Source organism: Flavonifractor sp. An10 (assembly GCF_002161215.1).
GTDB classification, from domain to species: domain Bacteria; phylum Bacillota; class Clostridia; order Oscillospirales; family Oscillospiraceae; genus Flavonifractor; species Flavonifractor avistercoris.
Map to the genome: position 1 here is coordinate 133,824 of NZ_NFMB01000009.1, position 22,809 is coordinate 156,632.

At 65.6% G+C, this 22,809-nt stretch carries 22 protein-coding genes; 14 read left to right on the forward strand and 8 right to left on the reverse strand.

What is annotated here, in order from left to right; all coding sequences use genetic code 11:
• Positions 1-35: 35 nt before the first annotated feature.
• The 7 genes from B5E42_RS15805 to B5E42_RS15835 all read right to left on the reverse strand — a co-directional run bounded on the left by B5E42_RS15805 (position 36) and on the right by B5E42_RS15835 (position 6,693).
• Positions 36-1,250, reverse strand: a complete 1,215-nt coding sequence (locus B5E42_RS15805; protein WP_087241398.1) for an argininosuccinate synthase — start codon at positions 1,248-1,250, stop codon at positions 36-38.
• Positions 1,251-1,401: 151 nt separating this feature from the next.
• Positions 1,402-2,508: a hypothetical protein gene (locus B5E42_RS19005; RefSeq protein ID WP_141242560.1), complete on the reverse strand. Its 1,107-nt coding sequence runs from the start codon at positions 2,506-2,508 to the stop codon at positions 1,402-1,404.
• 10 nt (positions 2,509-2,518) lie between these two features.
• Positions 2,519-3,016, reverse strand: coding sequence for a sigma-70 family RNA polymerase sigma factor (locus B5E42_RS15815; protein ID WP_087241400.1), 498 nt, complete (start codon positions 3,014-3,016; stop codon positions 2,519-2,521).
• Positions 3,017-3,136: 120 nt separating this feature from the next.
• The gene (gene dinB, locus B5E42_RS15820; protein ID WP_087241402.1) at positions 3,137-4,375 is read right to left on the reverse strand and encodes a DNA polymerase IV; all 1,239 of its coding nucleotides are present in this window, start codon (positions 4,373-4,375) and stop codon (positions 3,137-3,139) included.
• 143 nt (positions 4,376-4,518) lie between these two features.
• A complete protein-coding gene (locus tag B5E42_RS15825; RefSeq protein WP_087241404.1) occupies positions 4,519-5,172 on the reverse strand; it encodes a DUF2812 domain-containing protein in 654 nt (217 codons plus the stop codon).
• A 13-nt stretch (positions 5,173-5,185) separates the two neighbouring features.
• Positions 5,186-6,373 (reverse strand): DUF2812 domain-containing protein, encoded by a 1,188-nt coding sequence (locus B5E42_RS15830; protein WP_087241406.1) that lies wholly within the window; start codon positions 6,371-6,373, stop codon positions 5,186-5,188.
• Positions 6,349-6,693, reverse strand: a complete 345-nt coding sequence (locus B5E42_RS15835; protein WP_087241408.1) for a PadR family transcriptional regulator — start codon at positions 6,691-6,693, stop codon at positions 6,349-6,351. The genes B5E42_RS15830 and B5E42_RS15835 overlap by 25 nt, the downstream gene beginning before the upstream one ends.
• Positions 6,694-6,895: 202 nt before the next feature.
• Here B5E42_RS15835 and B5E42_RS15840 point away from each other — a divergent pair, with 202 nt between their 5' ends.
• The 11 genes from B5E42_RS15840 (at position 6,896) to B5E42_RS15890 (ending at position 17,552) form a co-directional block, all read left to right on the forward strand.
• Complete coding sequence (locus B5E42_RS15840; protein ID WP_087241410.1) at positions 6,896-8,278, forward strand: hypothetical protein; 1,383 nt, start codon at positions 6,896-6,898, stop codon at positions 8,276-8,278.
• Between the two features lie 19 nt (positions 8,279-8,297).
• A complete protein-coding gene (locus B5E42_RS15845) occupies positions 8,298-8,984 on the forward strand; it encodes a response regulator transcription factor (protein ID WP_087241412.1) in 687 nt (228 codons plus the stop codon).
• A 113-nt stretch (positions 8,985-9,097) separates the two neighbouring features.
• A complete protein-coding gene (locus B5E42_RS15850; RefSeq protein WP_087241414.1) occupies positions 9,098-10,498 on the forward strand; it encodes a sensor histidine kinase in 1,401 nt (466 codons plus the stop codon).
• An 89-nt stretch (positions 10,499-10,587) separates the two neighbouring features.
• On the forward strand, positions 10,588-11,568 hold the full coding sequence (locus tag B5E42_RS15855; RefSeq protein ID WP_087241416.1) for a DUF1385 domain-containing protein: 981 nt from the start codon (positions 10,588-10,590) through the stop codon (positions 11,566-11,568).
• Between the two features lie 146 nt (positions 11,569-11,714).
• Positions 11,715-12,578 carry a peptide chain release factor N(5)-glutamine methyltransferase gene (gene prmC / locus B5E42_RS15860; RefSeq protein ID WP_087241418.1) on the forward strand — a complete coding sequence of 288 codons (864 nt, stop codon included), beginning with the start codon at positions 11,715-11,717 and terminating at the stop codon, positions 12,576-12,578.
• Between the two features lie 92 nt (positions 12,579-12,670).
• Positions 12,671-13,780 carry a recombinase RecA gene (gene recA, locus B5E42_RS15865; protein ID WP_087241420.1) on the forward strand — a complete coding sequence of 370 codons (1,110 nt, stop codon included), beginning with the start codon at positions 12,671-12,673 and terminating at the stop codon, positions 13,778-13,780.
• Positions 13,767-14,411 (forward strand): RecX family transcriptional regulator, encoded by a 645-nt coding sequence (locus tag B5E42_RS15870; RefSeq protein ID WP_087241422.1) that lies wholly within the window; start codon positions 13,767-13,769, stop codon positions 14,409-14,411. The genes recA and B5E42_RS15870 overlap by 14 nt, the downstream gene beginning before the upstream one ends.
• A gap of 60 nt (positions 14,412-14,471) precedes the next feature.
• Complete coding sequence (locus tag B5E42_RS15875) at positions 14,472-15,047, forward strand: nitroreductase family protein (protein ID WP_087241424.1); 576 nt, start codon at positions 14,472-14,474, stop codon at positions 15,045-15,047.
• A gap of 12 nt (positions 15,048-15,059) precedes the next feature.
• Positions 15,060-16,379: a 30S ribosomal protein S12 methylthiotransferase RimO gene (gene rimO / locus B5E42_RS15880; RefSeq protein WP_087241426.1), complete on the forward strand. Its 1,320-nt coding sequence runs from the start codon at positions 15,060-15,062 to the stop codon at positions 16,377-16,379.
• A gap of 7 nt (positions 16,380-16,386) precedes the next feature.
• The gene (gene pgsA, locus B5E42_RS15885) at positions 16,387-16,914 is read left to right on the forward strand and encodes a CDP-diacylglycerol--glycerol-3-phosphate 3-phosphatidyltransferase (protein ID WP_087241428.1); all 528 of its coding nucleotides are present in this window, start codon (positions 16,387-16,389) and stop codon (positions 16,912-16,914) included.
• Complete coding sequence (locus B5E42_RS15890) at positions 16,914-17,552, forward strand: DapH/DapD/GlmU-related protein (RefSeq protein ID WP_087241430.1); 639 nt, start codon at positions 16,914-16,916, stop codon at positions 17,550-17,552. Before pgsA ends, B5E42_RS15890 begins: the two co-directional genes overlap by 1 nt.
• A 303-nt stretch (positions 17,553-17,855) precedes the next feature.
• Here B5E42_RS15890 and B5E42_RS15895 read toward each other — a convergent pair whose 3' ends face one another.
• A complete protein-coding gene (locus B5E42_RS15895; RefSeq protein WP_087241432.1) occupies positions 17,856-18,803 on the reverse strand; it encodes an AEC family transporter in 948 nt (315 codons plus the stop codon).
• A gap of 153 nt (positions 18,804-18,956) precedes the next feature.
• Between B5E42_RS15895 and B5E42_RS15900 the strand changes: the two genes are divergently transcribed.
• From B5E42_RS15900 to B5E42_RS15910, 3 genes are all read left to right on the forward strand, one after another.
• Positions 18,957-19,238, forward strand: coding sequence for a YlmC/YmxH family sporulation protein (locus B5E42_RS15900; protein WP_087241434.1), 282 nt, complete (start codon positions 18,957-18,959; stop codon positions 19,236-19,238).
• Between the two features lie 149 nt (positions 19,239-19,387).
• Complete coding sequence (gene glmS, locus B5E42_RS15905; RefSeq protein WP_087241436.1) at positions 19,388-21,220, forward strand: glutamine--fructose-6-phosphate transaminase (isomerizing); 1,833 nt, start codon at positions 19,388-19,390, stop codon at positions 21,218-21,220.
• Positions 21,221-21,231: 11 nt separating this feature from the next.
• Positions 21,232-22,806: an ABC transporter substrate-binding protein gene (locus B5E42_RS15910; protein WP_087241438.1), complete on the forward strand. Its 1,575-nt coding sequence runs from the start codon at positions 21,232-21,234 to the stop codon at positions 22,804-22,806.
• The last annotated feature ends 3 nt before the right edge of the window (positions 22,807-22,809 follow it).

Here is a 22,809-nt window from a genome sequence, read left to right on the forward strand (position 1 = left end):
CCTACTGGTCTATTAATTCCAGGGAAGCCGGATGCTCACAGTTTTCCCTGATCCCGGAGAGCGAGAATCGTATCCGGCAGGCCCCACAGGTTGATGAAGCCGGTGGCGTCGTTCTGGTTGTAGTCGCTCTCCTCGAAGGTGACGATTTTCTCGGAGTAGAGGGTGTCGGGAGAGGTGACGGAGGCGGTGATGATGTTGCCCTTGTAGAGCTTGAGCTTCACGGTGCCGGTGACGTGCTTCTGGGTGTCGGCGGCGAAGGCGGTGAGGGCCTCCCGCAGGGGGGTGAACCACTTGCCGTTGTAGACCAGGTCGGCGAAGTCCACCGCCAGCTTGGCCTTCATGTGGGCGGTGTCCTTGTCGATGGTGATCATCTCCAGCACCTCGTGGGCCCGGTAGAGGATGGTGCCGCCGGGGGTCTCGTACACGCCCCGGTCTTTCATGCCGGTCATACGGTTTTCCACGATGTCCAGCAGGCCGATGCCGTTCTTGCCGCCCAGGTCGTTGAGCTTGCGGATGATGTCGCTGGCCTTCATCTTCTCGCCGTCCACCGCCACGGGCCAGCCCTTCTCAAAGTCGATGGTGACGTAGGTGGGCTCGTCGGGGGCCTGGGCGGGGGAGATGCCCATCTCCAGGAAGCCGGGCTTGTCGTACTGGGGCTCGTTGGCCGGATCCTCCAGATCCAGGCCCTCGTGGCTCAGGTGCCATAGGTTCTTGTCCTTGGAGTAGTTGGTCTCCCGGGAGATCTTCAGGGGTACGCTGTGGGCCTCGGCATAGTCGATCTCCTCATCCCGGCCCTTGATGTCCCACTCCCGCCAGGGGGCGATGATCTTCATCCCGGGGGCGAACCGCTTGATGGCAAGTTCAAAGCGGATCTGGTCGTTGCCCTTGCCGGTGCAGCCGTGGCAGATGGCGTCGGCGCCCTCCTTCTTGGCGATCTCCACCAGGCGCTTGGCGATGATGGGCCGGGCGAAGGCGGTGCCCAGCAGGTAGCCCTCGTACTTGGCGCCCATCTGCATGGAGGGGATGATCACGTCATCCACCATCTCGTCGATCAGATCCTCCACATAGAGCTTGGAGGCGCCGGTTTTCAGGGCCTTCTCCTCCAGGCCCTCCAGCTCGTCGGCCTGGCCCACATTGCCGGAGACGGCGATGATCTCGGGGTTGTTGTAGTTCTCCTTCAGCCAGGGAATGATGATGGATGTATCCAGACCGCCGGAGTAGGCGAGGACGACTTTTTTGATCTCAGACATGGCGAAACCCTCCGTTTTCGTTTTGTTGGGAACAGTGTACCATAGCCTGGGATAAAAAGCAAGGGCCAATTCGCATAAATATGCGAATTGGCCCCGCTGTTATTGGGCGATTATCCTGAAAATATGCATAATATTCAAATAATAATGAATATTAACGATTGGCAGCACACACCGCGCCGTCCACCGCCACCGAGACCACCTGCGCCGGATCCACCAGGCGGTTGAAGCACAGGCGCAGTTGGGTGCCGTCCATATTGTACAGGCCGTGCTCGGCGTTGTCCACGTTGCCGGCGTCGTCCTGCACCACGTAGGTGCTGCCGTCGGCGTACTCCAGAGCCACGTACCTGACAGAGTCGCCATCCTCCAGATAGCTGGTGTCCACCAACATTCCGATGGCGGAGAAGCAGGCCGCCGTGCCGCCGGTCTTCGGATTTACGGCGGTGACGGCGGGCAGGCTGTCCGCACCGGGCAGCTCCATCTCAGCCACCAGGCTCACATCCCGCTCACTGTCTCGGTTGCGCCGCAGATCGTGGAACCGGATATGCAGTCCGTCCTCCGCCTTCCAGCCCGACGCAGCTCCCAGGGCGGCGGTTAGGTACAACTTCTCCGGCGTGCTCCGGTTCTGATCCGCGTAGAAGCGGCCGCTCATGGGCGTCCACGTCCCGTCCGCTCCCCCCGCGCAGAAGTTCAGGGAGATGCCGGAGCCATCCGCCCAGGCCTCGCCGTCCTCCGGGGTGATCTGGAGCCCCTCCACGCCGCCGGGCCGTTCCAGGGTGAAGTACACCCGGCCGGTACCGGTGTGCTCGTCCAGCAGATAGCTCTCCACCGTCAGGGTGTAGTCCCCGACCTGCCATACATAGCCGGTACCGGGCAGATATTCCCCTACCAGAGCCTCTGCCTGCGCCGCGTCCACCGGCACCCGTTCCTGGTTGGGCAGGTTCAGGCTCATCCCGCCGGTCTCGTCGTACTCAACCGTGGCCTCCACGGAATCCCGCCCCTGGTTGCCGAACATGGCCTCTACCGCCGCATCAAGGTCGGGGAACTTCTCCTCCCGGACGACGGTATAGCCCGCCGCCGCCCCCACGCACAGGGCCGCCGCCAGACAGGCCGCCAGCACCAGGGTGCGCAGGCCCCGCCGGGGCCGTTTTTTTCCCGCGGAGTGCCCAGCCTGGGCGCAGGCCGCCGCCAGGCGGGCCTCCACCTCCGGCGGCACCTCCACCGGCCGGGCCAGCAGCTCCCGCAGATCCTGTTCTGTCATAGTTTCCTCCTTACTCCGCCTCGTAGGCCAGCCTGAAGCTGGCCCGGGCGCGTTTCAGCCTTGTTTTCACCGTCTCCTCGTTCAGGTTCAGAATACGGGCGATTTCCGGGGTGGTGAACCCCTCGCCGTAGTAGAGTAGCAGCACCGTCCGGTACTTCTCGTCCAGGCTGTCCAGCAGGGCGAGAAACTCCGCGCGCTGGTGGCCTGGCTCCGCTGCGGCGGGCTCGGGCGCGCCTTCCAGGGGGACTAACCGCTGCCGCTGGCGCAGAATGTCCTGGCACTTCCGGATCAGAATCCGCACCAGCCAGGTGCGGAAATACCGGGGCTGGCGCAGTGTGGGCAGTTTCTCCCAGCAGGCCAGCACTGTGTCCCCGATAGCGTCCGCTGCGTCGGCGTCGCTGTGCAAATAGCTCCGGGCAACCTTATACAGGGTCTGCTTCTGGCCCTCCATCAGTTCCGCAAAGGCCTCGCCGTCCCCGGCTTTGGCCCGGGCGATCAAATCTTCCAACGTGATCCCTTCTTTCTGTTGACCGGTCACACCCATTAGACGGCCGGGCGGGAGGATCCGGTTCACAGGGGATAAAAAACTGCGCGCACCGGCTCAGGTGCGCGCAGTTCATGCAGGGCGTCAGTCCACCGGCGGCAGGCGGTGATCCTCCTTGACCTCCGCCTTGTCCCGGTGGACGGTGGAGGCGGCGGTGATGGCGTCCCTGCCGAACCTGTCCCGGATGCCGTCCATGGCCTTCTCCAGCTTCTCCAGCCGATCCCGCCGGGGGGCGGCCCCGGCGGCGAACAGGTTCAGCTGCTCCCCGGCGTCCTGTTCCTCCACCAGGTTCTGGGCGGTGATGGTGAGGGCCCGCACCGGGGCCTTGGGGTTCCAGGAGGCGCGGATGAGCTCCATGGCGGCGTCCGTCAGATCCCGGGACACATAGGTGGGGGCGCTGAGGCGCTTCTGGCGGCAGATGTCCTTGAAGCTGGGATCCCGGATGGTCACCTGGACGGTGGTGCATTTGAGGGCGTGCTTGCGCAGGCGGACGGCCACCTCGTCGGACAGCTCGGTGACGGCGGTGCGCAGCTCCGTCCACCCCTCCAGGTTCCGGGGGAAGGTGAGGCCGTTGCCCACCGACTTGGGCCCCGGCTGCTCCCGGGCGGGGATCACGGGGGAGTGCTCCGCCCCGGAGGCGTAGTCGTGGAGGGTGTACCCCTGCCTGCCCAGCAGCTTTCCCAGGGCCTCCCGGTCATAGGCGGCCAGATCGCCGATGGTTCGGACGCCGTACTGCTCCAGCACCCGGGCCGCCGCCCTGCCCACGAAGAGCAGGTCAGTGACGGGCAGGGGCCACAGCAGCTCCCTGTAGTTTTCCCGGGAAATGACGGTGGTGGCGTCGGGCTTTTTGTAGTCGCTGCCCAGCTTGGCGAAGATCTTGTTGAAGGACACCCCCACCGACACGGTGAGGTTCAGCTCCTCCCGCAGCACCCGGCGGATCTCGTCGGCCAAAGCGCGGGCGTCCCCGCCGAACAGGTGGAGGGTGCCCGTCACGTCCAGCCAGCTCTCGTCGATGGAGAAGGGCTCCACCAAATCGGTGTACCGCTCGTACACGGCGTTGACCTTTTTGGAGTACTCCCGGTACTTCCAGTGGTGGGCGGGCAGGAGGATCAGGCCGGGGCACTTGCGCCGGGCCTGCCACACCGTCTCGGCGGTCTTGACCTGGAACCTCTTGGCCGGCTCGTTCTTGGCCAGGATGACGCCGTGGCGGGAGGAGGGGTCGCCGCACACCGCCACCGGCCTGTCCCGCAGCTCCGGATGATCCAGCAGCTCCACCGAGGCGTAAAAGCTGTTCAGATCGCAGTGCAGAATCACACGCTCCACGTCGCCGCCCCCTCCACATCCTTCGCCCTGCCATGGCCGGCAGGGCTCACTCATTCCGGGGCTCCGATACGCCCCTCCGAATGGCTGTCTCCTATTATTATATCGGAGCGGATATGGGAAGTCAAACGGATGTACTAGCCCGGTCAGAACCAGGGGAGCAGGGTTACGGCGGCGTACCACAGCCAGAGGCTCAGCAGCAGGAGCACAGCCGACGCCCGCAGGGCCACGGCCCGGCGGTAATGGATGGGGGTGAAGGCCCGCCGGGAGCCGGCCAGCAGCTGCCGCCGCAGACTCCGCAGCCACAGGATCTCCGCGATGTGCCAGCCGTAGACGATGCAGCAGCAGAGGGAGTACAGGACGGCATGGGGAAACTCCGCCGGCTTCCGGTTGAAATAGAGCTCAAAAAAGACCAGCAGGGGCAGGAAGATGACCAGGAACACCAGCGTCATCCCCAGCCGCTCCTCCAGATCCCTCATCCCGGCGGCCAGCACCACCGGGTCGGTGTGGAGCTCCTCCGCCTCCGGATCGCCGGACTGAAAGATGCGGTAGAAGCTCTTCACGGTGCACAGATAATGCCAGCCGCAGGACTCGTAGTAGTCCAGCCGCTCCTGGGTGGGGATGGGGCTCTCGGTGTCCAGGGGCTCCGCCCGGCAGCGGACGGCCCTGGGCACCCCCTTTTCGAACCAGGAGAGCAGGGGGCCGGCGTCCACCAGAAACCGTCCCTTTTGGGCCATGCGCTCCAGCCACTGCTCCATGGCGGCCATGTCATAGAGGCTGACCGGCGTGAGATACCACATAAGACGGCCTCCTTTATGCTTCAAATGCGGCCAGCCGGGCCAGCAGCTCCGGGCGGCCGGTCAAGTCCTGCGCTCCGGAGTAGTCCAGATAGATCACCACATTCCCCGCCTGGAGGAACAGCTCCTGGCCGGGCCACCGGTTGTCCTGAACCAGCACCGCCCGGTCAAATCCGGGCAGCTCCGGCTCTGTTACGGTGTAATGCTCCGGGGCATAGCGTAAGTCGCTGTACCGGCTGATCAGATCGTCCAGCAGGGGGGAGGCCAGGCAGGGGAGGGAGAGGCGGTACCAGCGCATGTCCAGACGGGGCTCATAGTCCCCGCGGCCGGTGAGGTGCTGATCCACCTCGTACTGCCCCGGCGCCAAGAGAGACCAATTCCGGCGGACGTAGTTGTGGCTGTCGTAGCCGAAGATCTCCAGCGTGATCGGGGAGGGGACGGCCTCCAGCGCCGGGTCGCCCTCCAGCTCCCGCAGCTCCAGGATGGGGAAGGGCCTCTCCGCCGCGGCCAGCTCGCCCTCCCACTCCACGGAGCGCAGTACCAGAGGGCTGGCGATCAGGGCGGCCAGCAGCACCAGGTCGAACAGGAGCAGCCCGAGATTCCACCGGCCGGTGGACCGCCAGCTGTGCCGCCTGGGGACGATCCCCTCCCGCAGCCTCCTGCGCAGGCGGAAGAAGGAACCCAGGCTCCGGAACTCCACCCCGAGCAGGAGAAAGAGCAGCAGCATGGACAGGGTAGAGATGCCGCTGGCGTTCAGCAGGAGAAGCACCGGCGCGTCAGAGAGCAGATAGGGGAGCAGGAGGGCAGCCAGCTCGCCCACAAAGCAGAGAACCAGCACAGCGGTGAGTATCCGGAGAGACCTGGATATCCGATCCAGGGCGTAGCTGTGTACCACCGGGTCGGTGTGGAGCTCCGGGGCCTCCGGGTCGTCATTGCGGTAGAGGTCGAACCACCGCCCCACATGAAAGACGAACTCCCACCCCAGACTCCGGCAGTAGTTCTGACTCTCCCGGCTCCAGAAGCTGCCCCGGGGCTCCAGCCGGTAGCGCACCGGGGCGGGCTCCCCTCGCTGAAAGGCGGCGAACAGGAAGGGGGTCAGGTGGTGGAGGTACAGGCCCCGCCGGGCCATATCCTCCGCCCAGCCCTCGAAGCGGTCGACGTCCACGAAATCCACCGGGATCAGCTTGTAGACAGTATTCCGCATGGCAGCTCCTCCTGTTCCGCCTGTGCCGCGTCCGCCAGACAGCTGCGCAGGCGGGCGATCTCCTCCTGATAGCGCTCCAGACCCGTGTCGGTGAGGGCGTAGGTGCGCTTGCGGCCCTCCACGGCGGTCTCCCGGATCAGGCCCTCCTCCTCAAACTTTGCCAGGATGGTATAGAGGGTGCCCGGCCCCAGGCGCACCCGGTTTTGGGTGATGGCGGAGACGAAGTCGGCGATCTCCGTGCCGCACCGGGGCTGGTGCAGCAGGGCCATCAGCGCATAGAACATGGACTCGGTCAGGGTCTCCAGAGTTTTGCGGCCCATGATTCCACCTCCAATATCAATTCACGATATCGCCTGTGGATATTATAATATCGAAGACCGATATTGTCAAGAAAAACCTGGCCGGCCGCCCGGCCTGCCTCCGGGGGCGCGGAGAAAATCGGAAATAGGCATACCATTCCGCCGGGAAATGTGGTATGATAAAAAACGACTGATATACTTTTCCCACGGAGGGGGCTGCAACATGAGACGATTCAAGCTGCTGCTGGCGGCAGGGCTGCTGTCGCTGCTGCTGGGCGGCTGCTTTTCCCAGTCGGTGGACGAGCTCTACCGCGCCCCGCGGGCGCCTGACGACTACCTCAAGCTGGACGAGCGGATCAACGAGGTGCTCAATGCCGGCGGCGAGTACGCCGCGCCCCTGACCGGGGAGCTGACCCAGAAGGTGCAGCTCCAGGATCTGGACGGCGACGGCGTACAGGAGGCCATCGCCTTCTTCCGGGTGAGCGCCGACGAGCGGCCCTTGAAGATCTACATCTACCGGCAGGTGGAGGAGGACTATGAGGTGGCCGCCATCATCGAGGGCTCGGGCAACGCCATCAACTCGGTCTCTTACGAGAATCTGGACAACAGCCCCACCAAGGAGATCATCGTGGACTGGGAGACGGCGGGGCAGACCTACTCCCTGGCGGCCTACTCCATCGACCGCTATGAGGTGGTGGAGCTGCTGCGCAAAGAGCACAGCGGCTTCCGGGTGTACGACATCGACGGGGACGGGCAGCAGGAGATCCTGATACTGCGCACCGCCGGCGGGGCGGAGAGCGCCCAGAGTGACGCCATGTACACCATCGGCGCGTCGGAGAACCGGGTGGAGCTGTACAACCTGCGGGACGGCGTGGTGGCGCTGGATTCCTCCGCCCCCCTGAGCCAGAATGTGGAGCAGGTGGTGAGCCTGAACGTGGGCTATCTCCGGGATATGGTGCCCGCCCTGTTTGTCACCTCCACCTATGCGGTCAACGGGCAGATCACCGACATTTTTGCCTGGAAGGACGGCGGGGTGGAAAACGTGACCCTGGAGCGGGACACCGGAGAGAGCGGCGGTACCGTGCGCTGGGAGACCGAGGTAAACAGCACCCAGGTCTCCTGCACGGACATCAACCACGACGGGATCATGGAGCTGCCCTCGGCCTATGCCCTGACCGAGCCGGACAGCACCAGCACCGCCCCCAACTTCTGGGCCATCCGGTGGCAGCAGTACGACGTGAACGGCGGCGCCCACCAGGTGTTCACCACCTACCACAACAACCAGGACGGCTGGTATTTCATCCTGCCCACGGAGTGGAGCGGGAAGCTGACCCTGTCCCGCAGCAACCTGGCCGGCGGCGGGGAGCGGGCGGTGGTTTTCTCCTACTGGGAGGGGGACGAGGCCGTGGAGCCGGAGCCCTTCCTGGTCATTTACAAGCTCACCGGCGACAACCGGGAGGCCCGGGCCAGCATGCCCGGCCGCTTCCGCCTGCTGGAGGGGGAGGACGACGCCATTTATGCCGCCCGGCTGGTGGACAGCGACTGGGACTGCGGCCTGGACGAGGAGGGCGTCAGGGCCAACTTCGCGCTGATCAGCGGGCGCTGAGTACAAAGGAGGTAACGGGATGAAAAAGGTTCTTGTGCTGGAGGATGAGGCGAATATCCGCAGCTTTGTGGTGATCAATCTCAAGCGGGCCGGCTACGAGGCCATCGAGGCCGAGACCGGCGAGGAGGCGCTGGCCCAGCTCAAGCGCAATCCGGATATCAAGGTGGCCCTGCTGGACATCATGCTGCCCGACATGGACGGCTTCGAGGTCTGCCGCCGCATCCGGGCCAGTGACAGCAACATCGGCATCATCATGCTCACCGCCCGCACCCAGGAGATGGACAAGGTCACCGGCCTCATGACCGGCGCCGACGACTATGTGACCAAGCCCTTCTCCCCGGCGGAGCTCACCGCCCGCATCGACGCCCTCTACCGCCGCACCGGCGGGGGTGATCCCATCGACACCGGGGAGATCAGCCAGCCGCCCTTCCTCCTGAACACCCGCAACCGCACCCTGGAGAAGAACGGCCAGCGGGTGAAGCTCACCCAGGTGGAGTACTCCATCATGAAGCTGTTCATGGACAACCCGGGCAAGGCCCTCTCCCGGGAGGAGATTCTGGACTCCGTGTGGGGCAGGGACTACTTCGGGGAGCTGAAAATCGTGGACGTGAACATCCGCCGCCTGCGCATCAAGATCGAGGACGATCCGACGAATCCGTCTTTCATTACCACGGTGTGGGGCTACGGATATAAGTGGGGCTTCTGAGGGGCGGCATCCGCCCTCCGCAGGCCGGGCCGCGGGGGCGCGTCCCGCCCCCGGCGCCCCAAGCGGGCGCATTCAGGCAAACAAGAACCAGACCCAGGTGGTGAAGGGAAGGCATGAAAAAAATCAGAGGTATCCGAAAGCGGTGGATGGTGAACTCCATCAGCGTGGTGCTGTTTATCGTCCTGCTGGCGGTGACAGCCTTCTCCACGGCCATGGGGAGCTATTACTACTCCACCATGAGCGAGTCCCTGCGCCAGAAGGCGGAGAACGCCATCGGCAGCTTTGACTACCGCAGCGGGGACGACTACTACAGCTATGCCCGGACGGTGGTGGCAGGGGATCCCAACAGCGACAACCTGGAGGTGGAGTATCTGGACAGCAGCGGGCGCATCCGCTTCTCCAGCTCGGATCTCACCGCCTTCCGCGTCCCCGGCACGCCGGAGATCGCCCAGGCCATCAGCGAGAAGGAGACCCGCTCCTGGGTGGGTTCCGACCCCAGCACCGGCGAGCACATCATGGCGGCCACCAGCCCCCTGGTGGTCAACGGCGAGGTGGTGGGGGCCATGCGCTACGTCACCTCCCTGCGCAACGTAGACCGGCAGATCATCATCATCGTGGCTATCGCCCTGGGCATCGGCCTGGCGATCCTGTGCATCGTGTACTTCTCCAACCTGTACTTCATCCGCTCCATCGTGGATCCGGTGGCGGGGATTACCGAGACCGCCAAGCGCATCGCCGAGGGCTCCTACGGCGTGCAGATCGAGAAGCGGTACGACGACGAGATCGGCACCCTGGCCGACGCCATCAACGACATGTCCCTGCGCATCAACCAGAGCGAGAAGATGAAGAACGAGTTCATCTCCTCCGTGTCCCACGAGCTTCGCACCCCCCTCACCGCCATCAACGGCTGGGCGGAGACCATCATGAACGGGGAGGTGCGGGACGCCGGGGACGTGAAAAAGGGCATGGGCATCATCGTGTCCGAGGCCCGGCGGCTGACCAACATGGTGGAGGAGCTGCTGGAGTTCTCCCGCATCCAGGACGGCCGCTTCACCCTGTCGGTGGAGCCCATGGACATCAAGGCGGAGCTGGAGGACGCGGTGTACACCTACCGGGAGTTCTTCCGCCGGGAGGGCATCGAACTCAACTACTACGACTGCGAGGAGGAGTTCCCCCTCATCAACGGGGATCCCGAGCGGCTGCGGCAGGTGTTCTGCAACCTGCTGGACAACGCCGCCAAGCACGGCGGCTCCGGCAAGCGCATCGACATCTCCATCGCCCCCGACGGGGATCAGGTGGCCATCACCATCCGGGACTACGGCCCCGGCATCCCGGAGGAGGAGCTGCCCCACGTGAAGTACAAGTTCTACAAGGGCTCCTCCAAGGCCCGGGGCTCCGGCATCGGCCTGGCGGTGTGCGACGAGATCGTCACCCGCCACGAGGGCACCCTGGACATCGGCAACGCCGAGGGCGGCGGGTGTATTGTCACCATCCGCCTGCCCATTCGAACATAAGTTCTAAAAGCAGCCCGCGCCCCTTGCAATCGGGGCGCGGGTTTGGTACAATAGATTACATTCAGATTAGTAAGGAGAACTTACCCCACATGCCAAACGAAAACAACCAATCCTGCGCCACGCCCTACAAGACCATGATCGGCGGCCAGGCCCTCATCGAGGGAATCATGATGCTGGGGCCGGAGAAGAAGGCCGTGGTGGTGCGCAAGCCCGACGGCGAGCTGGAGGAGCAGGTGGAAAACCGGGTGCTCATTAAGGATCGCCACCCCCTGCTGGGCGTGCCCTTCATCCGGGGCGTGTTCAACTTCTGTTCCTCCCTGGCCAACGGCGTCAAGGCACTGATGTTCTCGGCCTCCTTCCTGCCGGAGGACGAGGAGGAGCCGGAGGAGCCCTCCAGATTTGAGCTGTGGCTGGACAGGCGCCTGGGCAGCGAGAAGGCTGCGTCCTTTTTTGTCACCGCCGCGGTTGCTCTGGGCATCATCTTTGCCGTGGTGCTGTTCATCCTCCTGCCCACCGCCATCACCGGCCTGATCGGCCTGGTTGTCCCCCTGCCCATGTGGCTGCGCAACCTGCTGGAGGGCGTGGTCAAGGTGGTGATCTTCGTGGGCTACCTGATACTCTGCTCCCGGATGAAGGACATCCACCGGGTGTTCCAGTACCACGGCGCCGAGCACAAGACCATCTTCTGCTATGAGCATGGCCTGCCCCTGACGGTGGAGAACGTGCGCATCCAGCCCCGGCACCACCCCCGCTGCGGCACCAGCTTCCTGTTTGTGGTCATCGTGGTGAGCATCCTGCTGTCCAGCCTGCTGTTCAGCTTCATCGAGGTGACCAACACCTTTGCCCGCATGGGCCTGCACCTGCTGCTGCTGCCGGTGATCGTCAGCCTGACCTATGAGTTCAACCGCCTGGTGGGCCGGTACGACAACTGGTTCACCCGCATCATGACCGCCCCCGGCCTGTGGCTGCAGAACTGGACTACCTTCGAGCCGGACGACTCCATGATCGAGGTGGGCATCCGGGCCTTTACCCTGGTGCTGCCCGAGGAAAAGGGAAAAGATAAATGGTAATTTGCCTGGGGGAATCGTAGGGCGGGGGCTTGCCCCCGCCGTACACCCGGCTTATCGGGGCGGCCTGTGGCCGCCCCATGGGAGAGATCGGGTGATACCCATATCACCCCGGAGAGAAAGAGAGAAAATTGAGGAGTGGTGCTTACATGGCGACCACGTACAACAACCTCTACCTGGACACGCGGCAGCGTCTGCGGGAGGCGGGGGTGGAGGGCGCCCAGCTGGAGGCCCGGGAGCTGCTGTGCTATGCCGCGGGCAAGAGCCGGGAGCAGTTCTACCGGGACATGGCCCTCTATGCCCCCGACCCGGTGGAGGAGAAGCTGGCCGCCCTGGTGGAACGCCGTCTGGCGGGGGAGCCGGTGGCCTACCTGATCGGAGAGTGGGAGTTTTACGGCCTGACCCTGGATGTGACGCCCGACGTGCTCATCCCCCGGATGGACACCGAGGTGCTGGCCGAGCGGGCCATCCTGCTGGCCCGGGCCGCCGGCGAGGGGGCGCGGGTGCTGGATCTGTGCGCCGGCAGCGGCTGCGTGGGCCTGGCGGTGGCAGCCAATGTGCCCACCTGCCGGGTGGTGCTGGCCGACATCAGCGAGGCGGCCCTGAAAATCTGCAAGGGGAATGTGCGCCGGAATGAGCTCAACGCCCGGGTCACCTGTGTTCAGGCCGACGCCCTGCAGAAGCCGGACGCCGCCCTGTGGGACTTTGACGTGATCGCCTGCAACCCGCCCTATATCCCCACCGGGGATCTGGCCGGGCTGGACGTGTCCGTCCGGGACTACGAGCCCCGCTCCGCCCTGGACGGCGGGGCCGATGGGCTGGACTTCTACCGGGCCATCGCCGCCCAGTGGGGCTCCGCCCTGCGGCTGGGGGGTTCCCTGCTGTTTGAGGTGGGAATCAACCAGGCCATGGACGTGGCCGCCCTGCTGGAGGGCAGCGGATTTGAGGACATCCAGTCCACCCAGGACACCCAGGGGATCCCCCGGGTGGTGGAGGGCGTCGTCAACCGATAAAAGTCCTGCTTATTGGACAGATAAAAGCGTAAGCTATTGGACAGAATACCCGGCGCCCTCCGGCTGCCGGGATACCAAAGGAGAGATTGGATATGGCAACCAAGAAAGCGGCGGTGGAGGCCGCCACCCCCGCGGCGGATAAGAAGCGGGCCCTGGAGACCGCCATGGCCCAGATTGAGCGGGCCTACGGCAAGGGCTCCATCATGCGCCTGGGTGACAACGCCGACATTGTGGTGGAGTCCATCCCCACCGGCTCCCTGTCCCTGGATCTGGCCCTGGGCATCGGGGGCGTGCCCCGGGGACGCATTGTGGAGATCTACGGCCCCGAGTCCTCCGGCAAGACCACCCTGGCCCTGCACATCGTGGCCGAGGCCCAGAAGCGGGGGGGCGAGGCGGCCTTCATCGACGCCGAGCACGCCCTGGATCCCTCCTACGCCCGGGCTCTGGGGGTGGACATCGACTCCATGCTCATCTCCCAGCCCGACACCGGCGAGCAGGGCCTGGAGATCTGCGAGGCCCTGGTGCGCTCCGGCGCCATCGACGTGGTGGTGGTGGACTCGGTGGCGGCCCTGACCCCCCGGGCGGAGATCGAGGGCGACATGGGCGACTCCCACGTGGGCCTGCTGGCCCGGCTCATGAGCCAGGCCCTGCGCAAGCTGGCCGGCTGCATCTCCAAGACCAACTGCGTGGTGATCTTCATCAACCAGCTCCGGGAGAAGGTGGGCGTCATGTACGGCAACCCGGAGGTGACCACCGGCGGCCGGGCCCTGAAGTTCTACGCCTCGGTGCGCATCGACGTGCGGCGCATTGAGGCCCTCAAGAGCGGCTCGGAGATCATCGGCAACCGCACCCGGGCCAAGGTGGTGAAGAACAAGGTCTCTCCCCCCTTCAAGGAGGCGGAGTTTGACATCATGTACGGCGAGGGCATCTCCAAGGTGGGCGAGATCCTGGATCTGGCCACAAAGCTGGATCTGGTGCAGAAGTCGGGCTCCTGGTTCGCCATGGGGGAGACCCGCCTGGGCCAGGGCCGGGATGCGGCCAAGCAGTACCTGCGGGACAACCCGGAGGTGTGCGACCAGCTGGAGGCCGACATCCGCAGGAACTCCTACAAGCTGATGAGCAGCCAGGCCCGGGCCGCCGCCAAGGCGGCCGGCCGCGCGGTGGACGTGTCCGCCGAGGACTTCGAGGATGCGGATCAGTAAGCTCTCCCCATCTGCCCGCGTGGAGGGCCGCTGGCTTTGCCAGCTGGAGGACGGAACCCTGCTGACCATCGGGGAGGGGGAGGTGGTCTCCTTCGGCCTGGGCACCGGCGTGGAGCTGGACGGCGGGACGCTGGAGGCCCTCACGGCCTCCGCCCGGCTCACCCGGGTGAAGGAGAAGGCCCTGGAGCTGCTCTCCGCCCGGCCCCTGTCCCGGAAGGAGCTGGTGGACAAGCTTACCGCCCGCCCCCGGAACCCGGAAAAGGGGCCCCTGTGCGATGCGGAAACCGCCGGGCAGGCGGCCGACTGGCTGGAGGGGCTGGGCTACCTGAACGACAAGGAGTATGCCCGCATGGTGGCGGAGCACTGCGCCGCCAGGGGCTACGGCCCCGCCCGGGCCAGGGAGGAGCTGCGCCGCCGGGGTGTGCCCCGGGAGCACTGGGACACAGCCCTGGAGGGCATGGACGACCCGGCGGAGGCCATAGACGCTTTTCTGCGGAAAAAGCTGCGGGGGGCGGAGCTGTCCGACCCCAGGGTGCGCAAGCGCCTGTCTGACGCCCTGGCCCGCCGGGGCTTCCGGTGGGAGGACATCAGTGCCGGCCTGCGCCGCCTGGGCGCGGAGCCGGAGGAGTAAGGGCCGGCTTCCCGCCGGCCGGGTATTTCACAAGGAATGAACGGAGAAAGGAGCACCGCCATGGAGGCAAGAGAGGCCCTGCTGACCCGCCGGAGCATCCGGCGCTACAAGCCCGATCCCATTTCTGAGACGGATCTGAAGGAGATCCTGGAGGCCGGCCTGGCCGCCCCGTCGGCCATCAACCTGCAGCACTGGTATTTCGTGGCGGTGCAGAACCCTCAGGCCCTGGATGAGATCAAGGCCGTCATGGGGGGCGTGACGGAGAAGTTCCAGCCCGTGCTGGCCGAGCGCTTTTCCCGCAACCCGGAGCAGATCGGCATCACCAACCGCTTCCTGACCACCCTGGGGGGCGCGCCGGTGTGCGTGCTGGTGTTCCTGCTCAAGCCCGACTACCCCGACCGGGACGGGGCCATGCAGTCGGTATCCGCCGCCATCGAGAACCTGCTGCTGGCGGCGTGGGACAAGGGCATCGGCTCCTGCTGGCTGTCGGCCCCCCAGCGCATGGGCTTCGGCCCGGCCCTCCAGGAGCGCTTTGCCCCCGACAAGGGGGAGTTTGTGGCCATGGTCACCCTGGGCTACCCCGACCAGGCCCCCAAGATGCCCCCCAGACGGGACGGGCGCTACACGATTGTATAAGGAGACATTTCATTGAAGGTTGCATTTATCTCCCTGGGCTGCGCCAAGAATCTGGTCAATACCGAGCAGATGATGGCCCTGACCCGGGACGCCGGGTATGAGCTGGTGTCCGACCCGGAGGGGGCGGACGTGGCGGTGCTCAACACCTGCGGCTTCATCGACTCCGCCAAGAGCGAGGCCATCCAGAACATCCTGGAGCTGGCCGCGTTGAAGGACGCGGGCAAGCTGGGCAAGCTGCTGGTGGCCGGCTGCCTGTCCCAGCGGTACCAGGATGAGCTGGAGCAGGAGATGCCCGAGGTGGACGGCGTGCTGGGCACCGGCAGCTACACCGACATCGTCTCCGCCCTGGAGGAGGTGACCGCCGGCGGCCATCCCCGCCGCTTCGGCGACATCGACCACACGGAGGAGGACGGGGCCCGGGTGGTGTCCACGCCGCCCTACACCGCCTACCTGAAGATCGCCGAGGGCTGCGACAACCGCTGCTCCTACTGCATCATCCCCTATCTCCGGGGCCGCTACCGCAGCCGGAGCATGGAGTCCCTGCTCGCCGAGGCCAAGGCACTGGCCGACCGGGGGGTGCAGGAGCTGATTGTCATCGCCCAGGACATCACCCGCTACGGCACCGATCTCTACGGCCGCCGCCGGCTGGGAGACCTGCTCACCGAGCTGTGCAAGCTGCCCTTCCACTGGGTGCGGCTCCACTACCTGTACCCCGACGAGGTGGATGACGACCTCATCGACGTGCTCGCCCGGGAGCACAAGATCCTCCGGTATATCGACATCCCTCTCCAGCATATCAATGACGGGATCCTGAAGGCCATGAACCGCCGCTCCACCAAGGCGGAGATTATCGCCCTGCTGCACAAGCTGCGGCAGCGGCTGCCCGGCCTGGTGCTGCGCACCTCCCTGATCTGCGGCCTGCCCGGCGAGGGGGAGGCGGAGTTCGAGGAGCTGTGCGAATTCCTGCAGGACGCCGGCATCGAGCGGGCGGGCATCTTCCAGTTCTCCCCGGAGGAGGGCACCCCCGCCGCCGTCATGGAACACCAGGTGGAGCCGGAGGTGGCCGCCCGGCGGGTGGAGCTGCTGGTGGAGCTCCAGAGCCGGGTGATGGACGCCTATAACGAGAGCCGCCTGGGGGAGACCCTGGAGGTGCTCTGCGAGGGCTTCGACCCGGACATGGGCTGCTACGCCGGCCGTTCCTATGCCGACTCCCCCGACGTGGACGGCAGGGTGTTCTTCACCGCCGCCGGCCTGGTGCCCGCCGGCACCTTTGTCAACGTCCGCATCACCGGCACCAGCGACGGCGATCTCACCGGCGAGATAGAGGAGTGACACGACTTTGAATACCGCCAACAAGCTGACCATGCTCCGGGTGGTGCTCATCCCGGTGTTTCTGGTGCTGCTCTACCTCCCCATCCCCTTCCACATGGCCTTCGCCCTGGTGATCTTCATCCTGGCCAGCGTCACCGACTTCATCGACGGCTACATCGCCCGCCACTACAACCAGGTCACCGACTTCGGCAAGTTCATGGATCCCCTGGCGGATAAGCTGCTGGTGATGTCCGCCCTGCTGTGGTTTGTGGAGGCGGGCCGCCTGCCCGCCTGGGCCATGCTGGTGGTGGTGGCGCGGGAGTTTGCCGTCACCGCCCTGCGCCTCATCGCCGTGGAGCGGGGGCGGGTGATCGCCGCGGCCTGGTCGGGGAAGATCAAGACCGCCTCCACCATGGTGTGCATCTGCCTGATGCTGCTCTTCGCCCGGCCCTGGCTGGACGTGCTCTGCGCGGCGGTGATCCTGGTCACCACGGTCTACTCCGGCGTGGAGTACTTTGTCAAGAACCGGGACGTGATGGACTGGAGGAACCTGTAATGCTGGACTTCACCCGGCAGCTGCGGGCCGAGGAGCCCCTGATCCACCCCACCAGCCGGGTCAAGAACTGCACCTTCGGCCGGTATGTGGAGATCGGCGACCACTGTGTGCTGGAGGAGACAGCGGTGGGGGACTACACCTACTGCTTCGGCTGTAATGACGTGATCTATACCGCCCTGGGCAGGTTCAACTCCATCGCCACCGGCGTGCGCATCAACCCGGTGCAGCACCCGGCCAAGTTCCGGGCGGCGGCCCACCACTTCACCTACCGCTGCTCCCACTACGGCCTGGGCCCCGATGACGACGGCCTGATCGCCTGGCGGCGGCAGAACCGGGTGACCACCGGGAACGACGTGTGGCTGGGTCACAACGCGGTGATCATGGGGGGCGTCACCATCGGCGACGGCGCGGTGGTGGGGGCCGGGGCGGTGGTGACCCACGACGTGGCCCCCTATGAGATCGTGGGCGGCGTTCCGGCCCGGCACATCGGCTGGCGCTATCCGCCGGAGCTCATTACCGCTCTGGAGCGCATCCGCTGGTGGGACTGGAGCCATGAGACCCTGGGGGAGCGCCTGCGGGACTTTGACGACGTGGAGGCCTTCTGCGCCAAGTACGACCCCGGAGCCCCGGAAAAATGAGACAAAAAACCGCACGGCCGCTTCCGCGGCCGTGCGGTCAGCCTGTCGAAAAAGTCTTTTCGACAGGCTGCTGAACTTTTTGAAACTTAAAAAAGTTTCAAAAAGTTGTTTGATCCAACGCGAAAGGGAACCCTGACGGTTCATCTCCGCGCTAAGGGCCGCCGCTTTGCGGCGGTTGCGCTTCGAAACGCCCTGCGGGGCAGCCTTTCACACTATCCTTCCCTCCGAATCCTTCGGCCGGAGGGTTTATTGACAGTCTCACCGCACGGCCGCTTCCGCGGCCGTGCGGTTTCCTGTATCCGGTCAGATGAGCCCCATGGTGCGCAGGATGTAGAGCCAGAGGGTGAGGGTAAAGATGCTGAACAGGGTGGTGAGCATGACGGTGCTGGAGGTGAGGGTGCCCTCGTGGCCCATGCTGCGGGCCATGACAAAGCTGCTGACGGTGGTGGGGCTGGCCAGCATGGCCAGGGCGGCCACCAGCTTGTCGTCCCGGGCGCCCATGGCCACGGCGGCGGGGAGGAACACGGCGGCCAGCACCACCAACTTGACCGCAGTGGCGGCCACGGCCGGCTTCCAGCGGCCCAGGGCCTTTTTCAGATCGAAGGAGGCGCCCAGGGCCATGAGGCCCAGGGGGGTGGCGGTGGCGGAGATGCTGTTCACCGTCTTCTCCATGATCAGCGGCTCAGGGATGCGCAGCAGAGTCCACACCAGGCCGACCACGATGCCCAGAATGATGGGATTGGTGACAATGCCCTTGCAGGCCTTTTTCAGGGCCGCCCGGTTGACGCCGCTCTGCTGCGGGCTGGAGAGGGAGAGCACCAGCACCGCCGCCACGTTGTACAGGGGCACCGCGCCGATGATCACCAGGCTGGCCGCCCCGGCGTTGCCGTACAGGTTCTCCAGGAAGGCGGCCCCCAGCAGGGCGATGCTGCTGCGGTAGCCCACCTGGACAAACTCCCCCCGGAGGGAGCGGTCTTTCCAGAACAGGCTGACGGCGGCGGTGAGGAGGATGGACAGGAGGGTGGCCAGGAAGCAGTAGAGGACGAAGGGGGCGTCCCACACAGAGAAGAAGTCGGAGTCCACCAGATCCTTGAAGAGCATCACCGGCAGGCCGATCTTGAACACATAGCTGTTGAGCTTGTCCGCGAAGGCCTGGTCGAAAAAACCCATCCGCCGGAAGAGCATGCCCAGCAGCATCATCAGGAAGATGGGCACGGTGGCGTTGAGGCAGTAGATCAGATTGTCCAGCATATTGAGAATCCCCCTGTGCGTTCCGATTCGAGTATGCGCGCAATAGGTATTATAGTCCCATCCGGGCGGGGAAACAAGACAGTTACCGCGGGGTAAGGGGCATGGGACGGGCCGCGGCGCGCATAGAGGTAGAGGGAAGGGGAGGGATGCGCCGTGCTGTGCCGGGTTTCCGAGCTGCGGTACAAGGAGATGATCAACGTCACCGACGGCAGCCGATACGGCTACGTGGGGGACGCGGAGGTGGATCTGGAGACGGGGCAGGTGAGGGCCCTGGTGGTGCCGGGGCGGCTGCGGCTCTTCGGCCTGCTGGGTCGGGAGGAGGACACGGTGGTGCCCTGGGAGGCGGTGCGCCGCATCGGCGCGGACATCATCCTGGTGGAGGGCGGCCCCATGGGGCGCATCGGCCGGGGGCGTCGGCAGAGCGGCGCCCTTTGACCAGTGAGGAACGGCGCCTCCCCGGTTCTCTCAGTCAGGTTGACAGAAAACAAGACTGGTTGACAAAAACAGGGCAGGATGAGGTTGCGGGGATTGGCAGGACGTGGTATACTGCTGATTTAGAGTATCAAACCAGGAGGTACATCCCAATGTGCGGTATTGTCGGATTTGTTGGCCGGGAGGAGGCCGCCCCCATTCTGCTGGACGGCCTGGCCCGGCTGGAATATCGGGGCTATGACTCCGCGGGCATCGCGGTTTACGGGGAGCAGGAGGGCCTGCAGGTGGCCAAGGCCAAGGGCCGGCTTCAGGTGCTGTATGAGCTGGTGGAGGGGGGCAGAACTGTCCATGGCGCCATCGGCCTGGGCCACACCCGCTGGGCCACCCACGGGGAGCCCTCGGACGTGAACTCCCACCCCCAGGTCAGCGAGAGCGGCCGCTTTGCCGTGGTGCACAACGGCATCATCGAAAACTATATGGAGCTGCGGGAGTTTCTGGAGTCGGAGGGGGTCACCTTCGTTTCCCAGACCGACACCGAGGTGGTGGCCCAGCTGCTGGAGTACTACTACGACGGGGACATTCTGGCGACGGTGGGGAAGGTGCTGGGTCTGATTCAGGGGGCCTACGCCCTGGGCATCCTCAGCGCCGACTGTCCCGACCGGCTCATCGCCGCCCGGAAGGACAGCCCCCTGATCCTGGGCTTTGGAGACGGAGCCCACTTCCTGGCCTCCGATGTAACCGCCCTGATCAAGTACACCCGGGACGTGTGCTACCTGGACGACGGGGAGATCGCCGAGCTCACCGCCGACCACCTGTGGGTGTACGACGCCTACCTCCGCCCGGTGGAGAAGGAGCACCACCACGTGGACTGGGAGATCTCCGCCGCCGAGAAGGGCGGGTATGAGCACTTCATGGCCAAGGAGATCATGGAGCAGCCCGAGGCCTTCCGCAAGACCATCTCCCCCCGCATCCTGCAGGGGAAGGTGGCGCTGGACGGCCTGAGCCTGGAGGCGGACTACCTGCGGGAGATGGACAAGCTGTATGTCATCGCCTGCGGCTCCTCCTACCACGTGGGCATGGTGGCCAAGTACACCCTGGAGCGGCTGCTGCGCAAGCCGGTGGAGGTGACCCTGGCCTCCGAGTTCCGCTACTGCGACCCCATCGTCACCGACAAGACCCTGGCCCTGGTGATCAGCCAGTCCGGCGAGACGGTGGACACCCTGGCCGCCATGCGGGAGGCCCGGCGGCTGGGGGCCCGGGTGCTGTCCATCGTCAACGTGGTGGGCTCCACCATCGCCCGGGAGAGCGACGACGTGCTCTACACCTGGGCCGGGCCGGAGATCGCCGTGGCCACCACCAAGGCCTTCTCCACCCAGCTGGCGGTGGTGTACCTCATCGGCCTGTACTGCGCCGACAAGCTGGGCACCCTGCCCCGGGAGGAATACGACGCCATCCTGGCGGAGCTGCAGACCATCCCCGACAAGCTGGAGCAGATTCTGGACAACCGGGCGGACATCCAGTATTTCGCCTCCCTCTACTTCAACCACCCCTCCATCTTCTTCATCGGCCGCAACGTGGACTACGCCATCGGCATGGAGGGCTCCCTGAAGCTGAAGGAGATCTCCTACATCCACTCGGAGGCCTACGCCGCCGGGGAGCTGAAGCACGGCACCATCTCCCTCATCGAGCCGGGCACCCTGGTGGTGGCCCTGGCCAGCTACACCAAGCTCTTTGAAAAGACCATGAGCAACGTGGTGGAGGTGAAGAGCCGGGGGGCCGACGTGCTGGGCCTCACCGTGGCCTCCCGGGCGGCGGACATGGCCAAGACGGTGGATCACGTGATCCCCGTGCCCGATACCCACCCCGTGCTGCTGCCCGTCCTGGATGTGGTGCCCATGCAGCTCTTTGCCTACTACGTGGCCCTCCAGCGGGGGTGTGACATCGATAAGCCCAGAAATCTTGCCAAGTCGGTGACTGTGGAGTGAGGAGAAGCGAATTGAAGAAGCTGTTTACTCTGGTTCTGGCCCTGCTCCTGGCTCTCTCCCTGTCCGCCTGCGGCGGCGGGGGAGAGGACGCGGGGGCGCAGGCCGTGGTGCGCTGCGGCCTGTCCAACGCGTGGGATTCCCTGATGCCCTACAACAGCCCGTCGGGGAGCAACTACTCCCGCATCATCTACGACAAGATTTACGACCGCCTGGCCTACGTCCACGCCGACGGCACCCTGGATCCCCGGGGAGCCGAGTCCTGGGAGAGCGCCGACGGCGGCTATGTCGTCCTGTTCCACCTGGATCAGGGGGCGGCCTTCCACGACGGAACCCCGGTGACGGCGGAGCACTGGGCGGACACCATCGCCCTGCTGACCGACCCGGACTGCCCCACCCTGGGCCGCGCGGCTTTCTCCGTGCTCGCCGGCACCGACGACAACGGCGCGGCGGTGGAGGGGGAGGCCCTGGGGGCGGAGGCGGTGGACGACTACACCCTCAGGCTCACCTTCAAGACCCCCACCACCCCGGAGGACTTCCTGCTAGACAGGAACCGGGAGTACTACGTGCTGCCCACCCACCTGCTGGAGGGGGTGGAGCCGTCACAGCTCATGGATCTGGAGCTGTGGGACAAGCCCATCGGCTCCGGCCCCTGCAAATTCGTCTCCGAGACCCCGGGCAGCCAGCTGGTGCTGGAGGCCAACAAGGACTACCAGCTGGGGGCGCCCGGCTTTGACCAGCTGGTGATCCGGGTCATCGACAAGTCCAACCTGCTCACCTCCCTGATCGCCGGGGATCTGGACTACTACGCTTTCGGCGGCAACGTGTCGGTGGAGGACGCCCAGGTGGCCGAGGAGGCGGGCCTGACGGTGGCGGAGGGCACGGTGCCCAACTACTTCTACGAGCTGATGCTCAACAACGAGACCATCCCCAGCGCGGCCATCCGCCGGGCCATCGACCTGGCTCTGGACAAGGAGGCCCTGTGCCTCCAGTCGGCCCAGAGCCTGGGGGAGCCAGCGGCCTCGGATCTCACCCCCGGCACGGGGTATGACAGCGGCCTGACCTGGAGCCGGGACGTGGAGGGGGCGAAGGCCCTGCTGGAGCAGGGGGGCTATGACGGCCGGACTTACACCCTGGCCTGCACCTCCAACCGCTCCGGCCTGGCCGCCCTCATGCAGCAGGAGCTGGCCGAGGCGGGGGTCGCTGTTGTCATTGAGACGGTGGACTCCGCCACCCTGTTTGCCGGCATGGCGGACGGGAAGTACGACATGGCCATCGCCAGCCACACCCCCGGCGCCCTGCCCCTGTGGTTCACCGCCAGCCGGTTTGCCGAGGGCAACAACATCTTCCATGTGGCGGATCTCACCCCCTACACGGACTATATCTCTGCCATCCAGGGGGAGGCCGACCAGGCCCGGCGGCAGGCCCTGGTGACGGAGTTCCAGGCCTTCCTGGCCCGGGAGCGGCCCTTCATCCCCCTGTGGTTCAGCCGCACCCTCCACGTCCAGTCCCCCACGGTGGACGGCATCGACTACCCCTCCTCCACCTTCTCCAACGAGAACGTGTGGGACTGGGAGTACCGGGGATGAGGG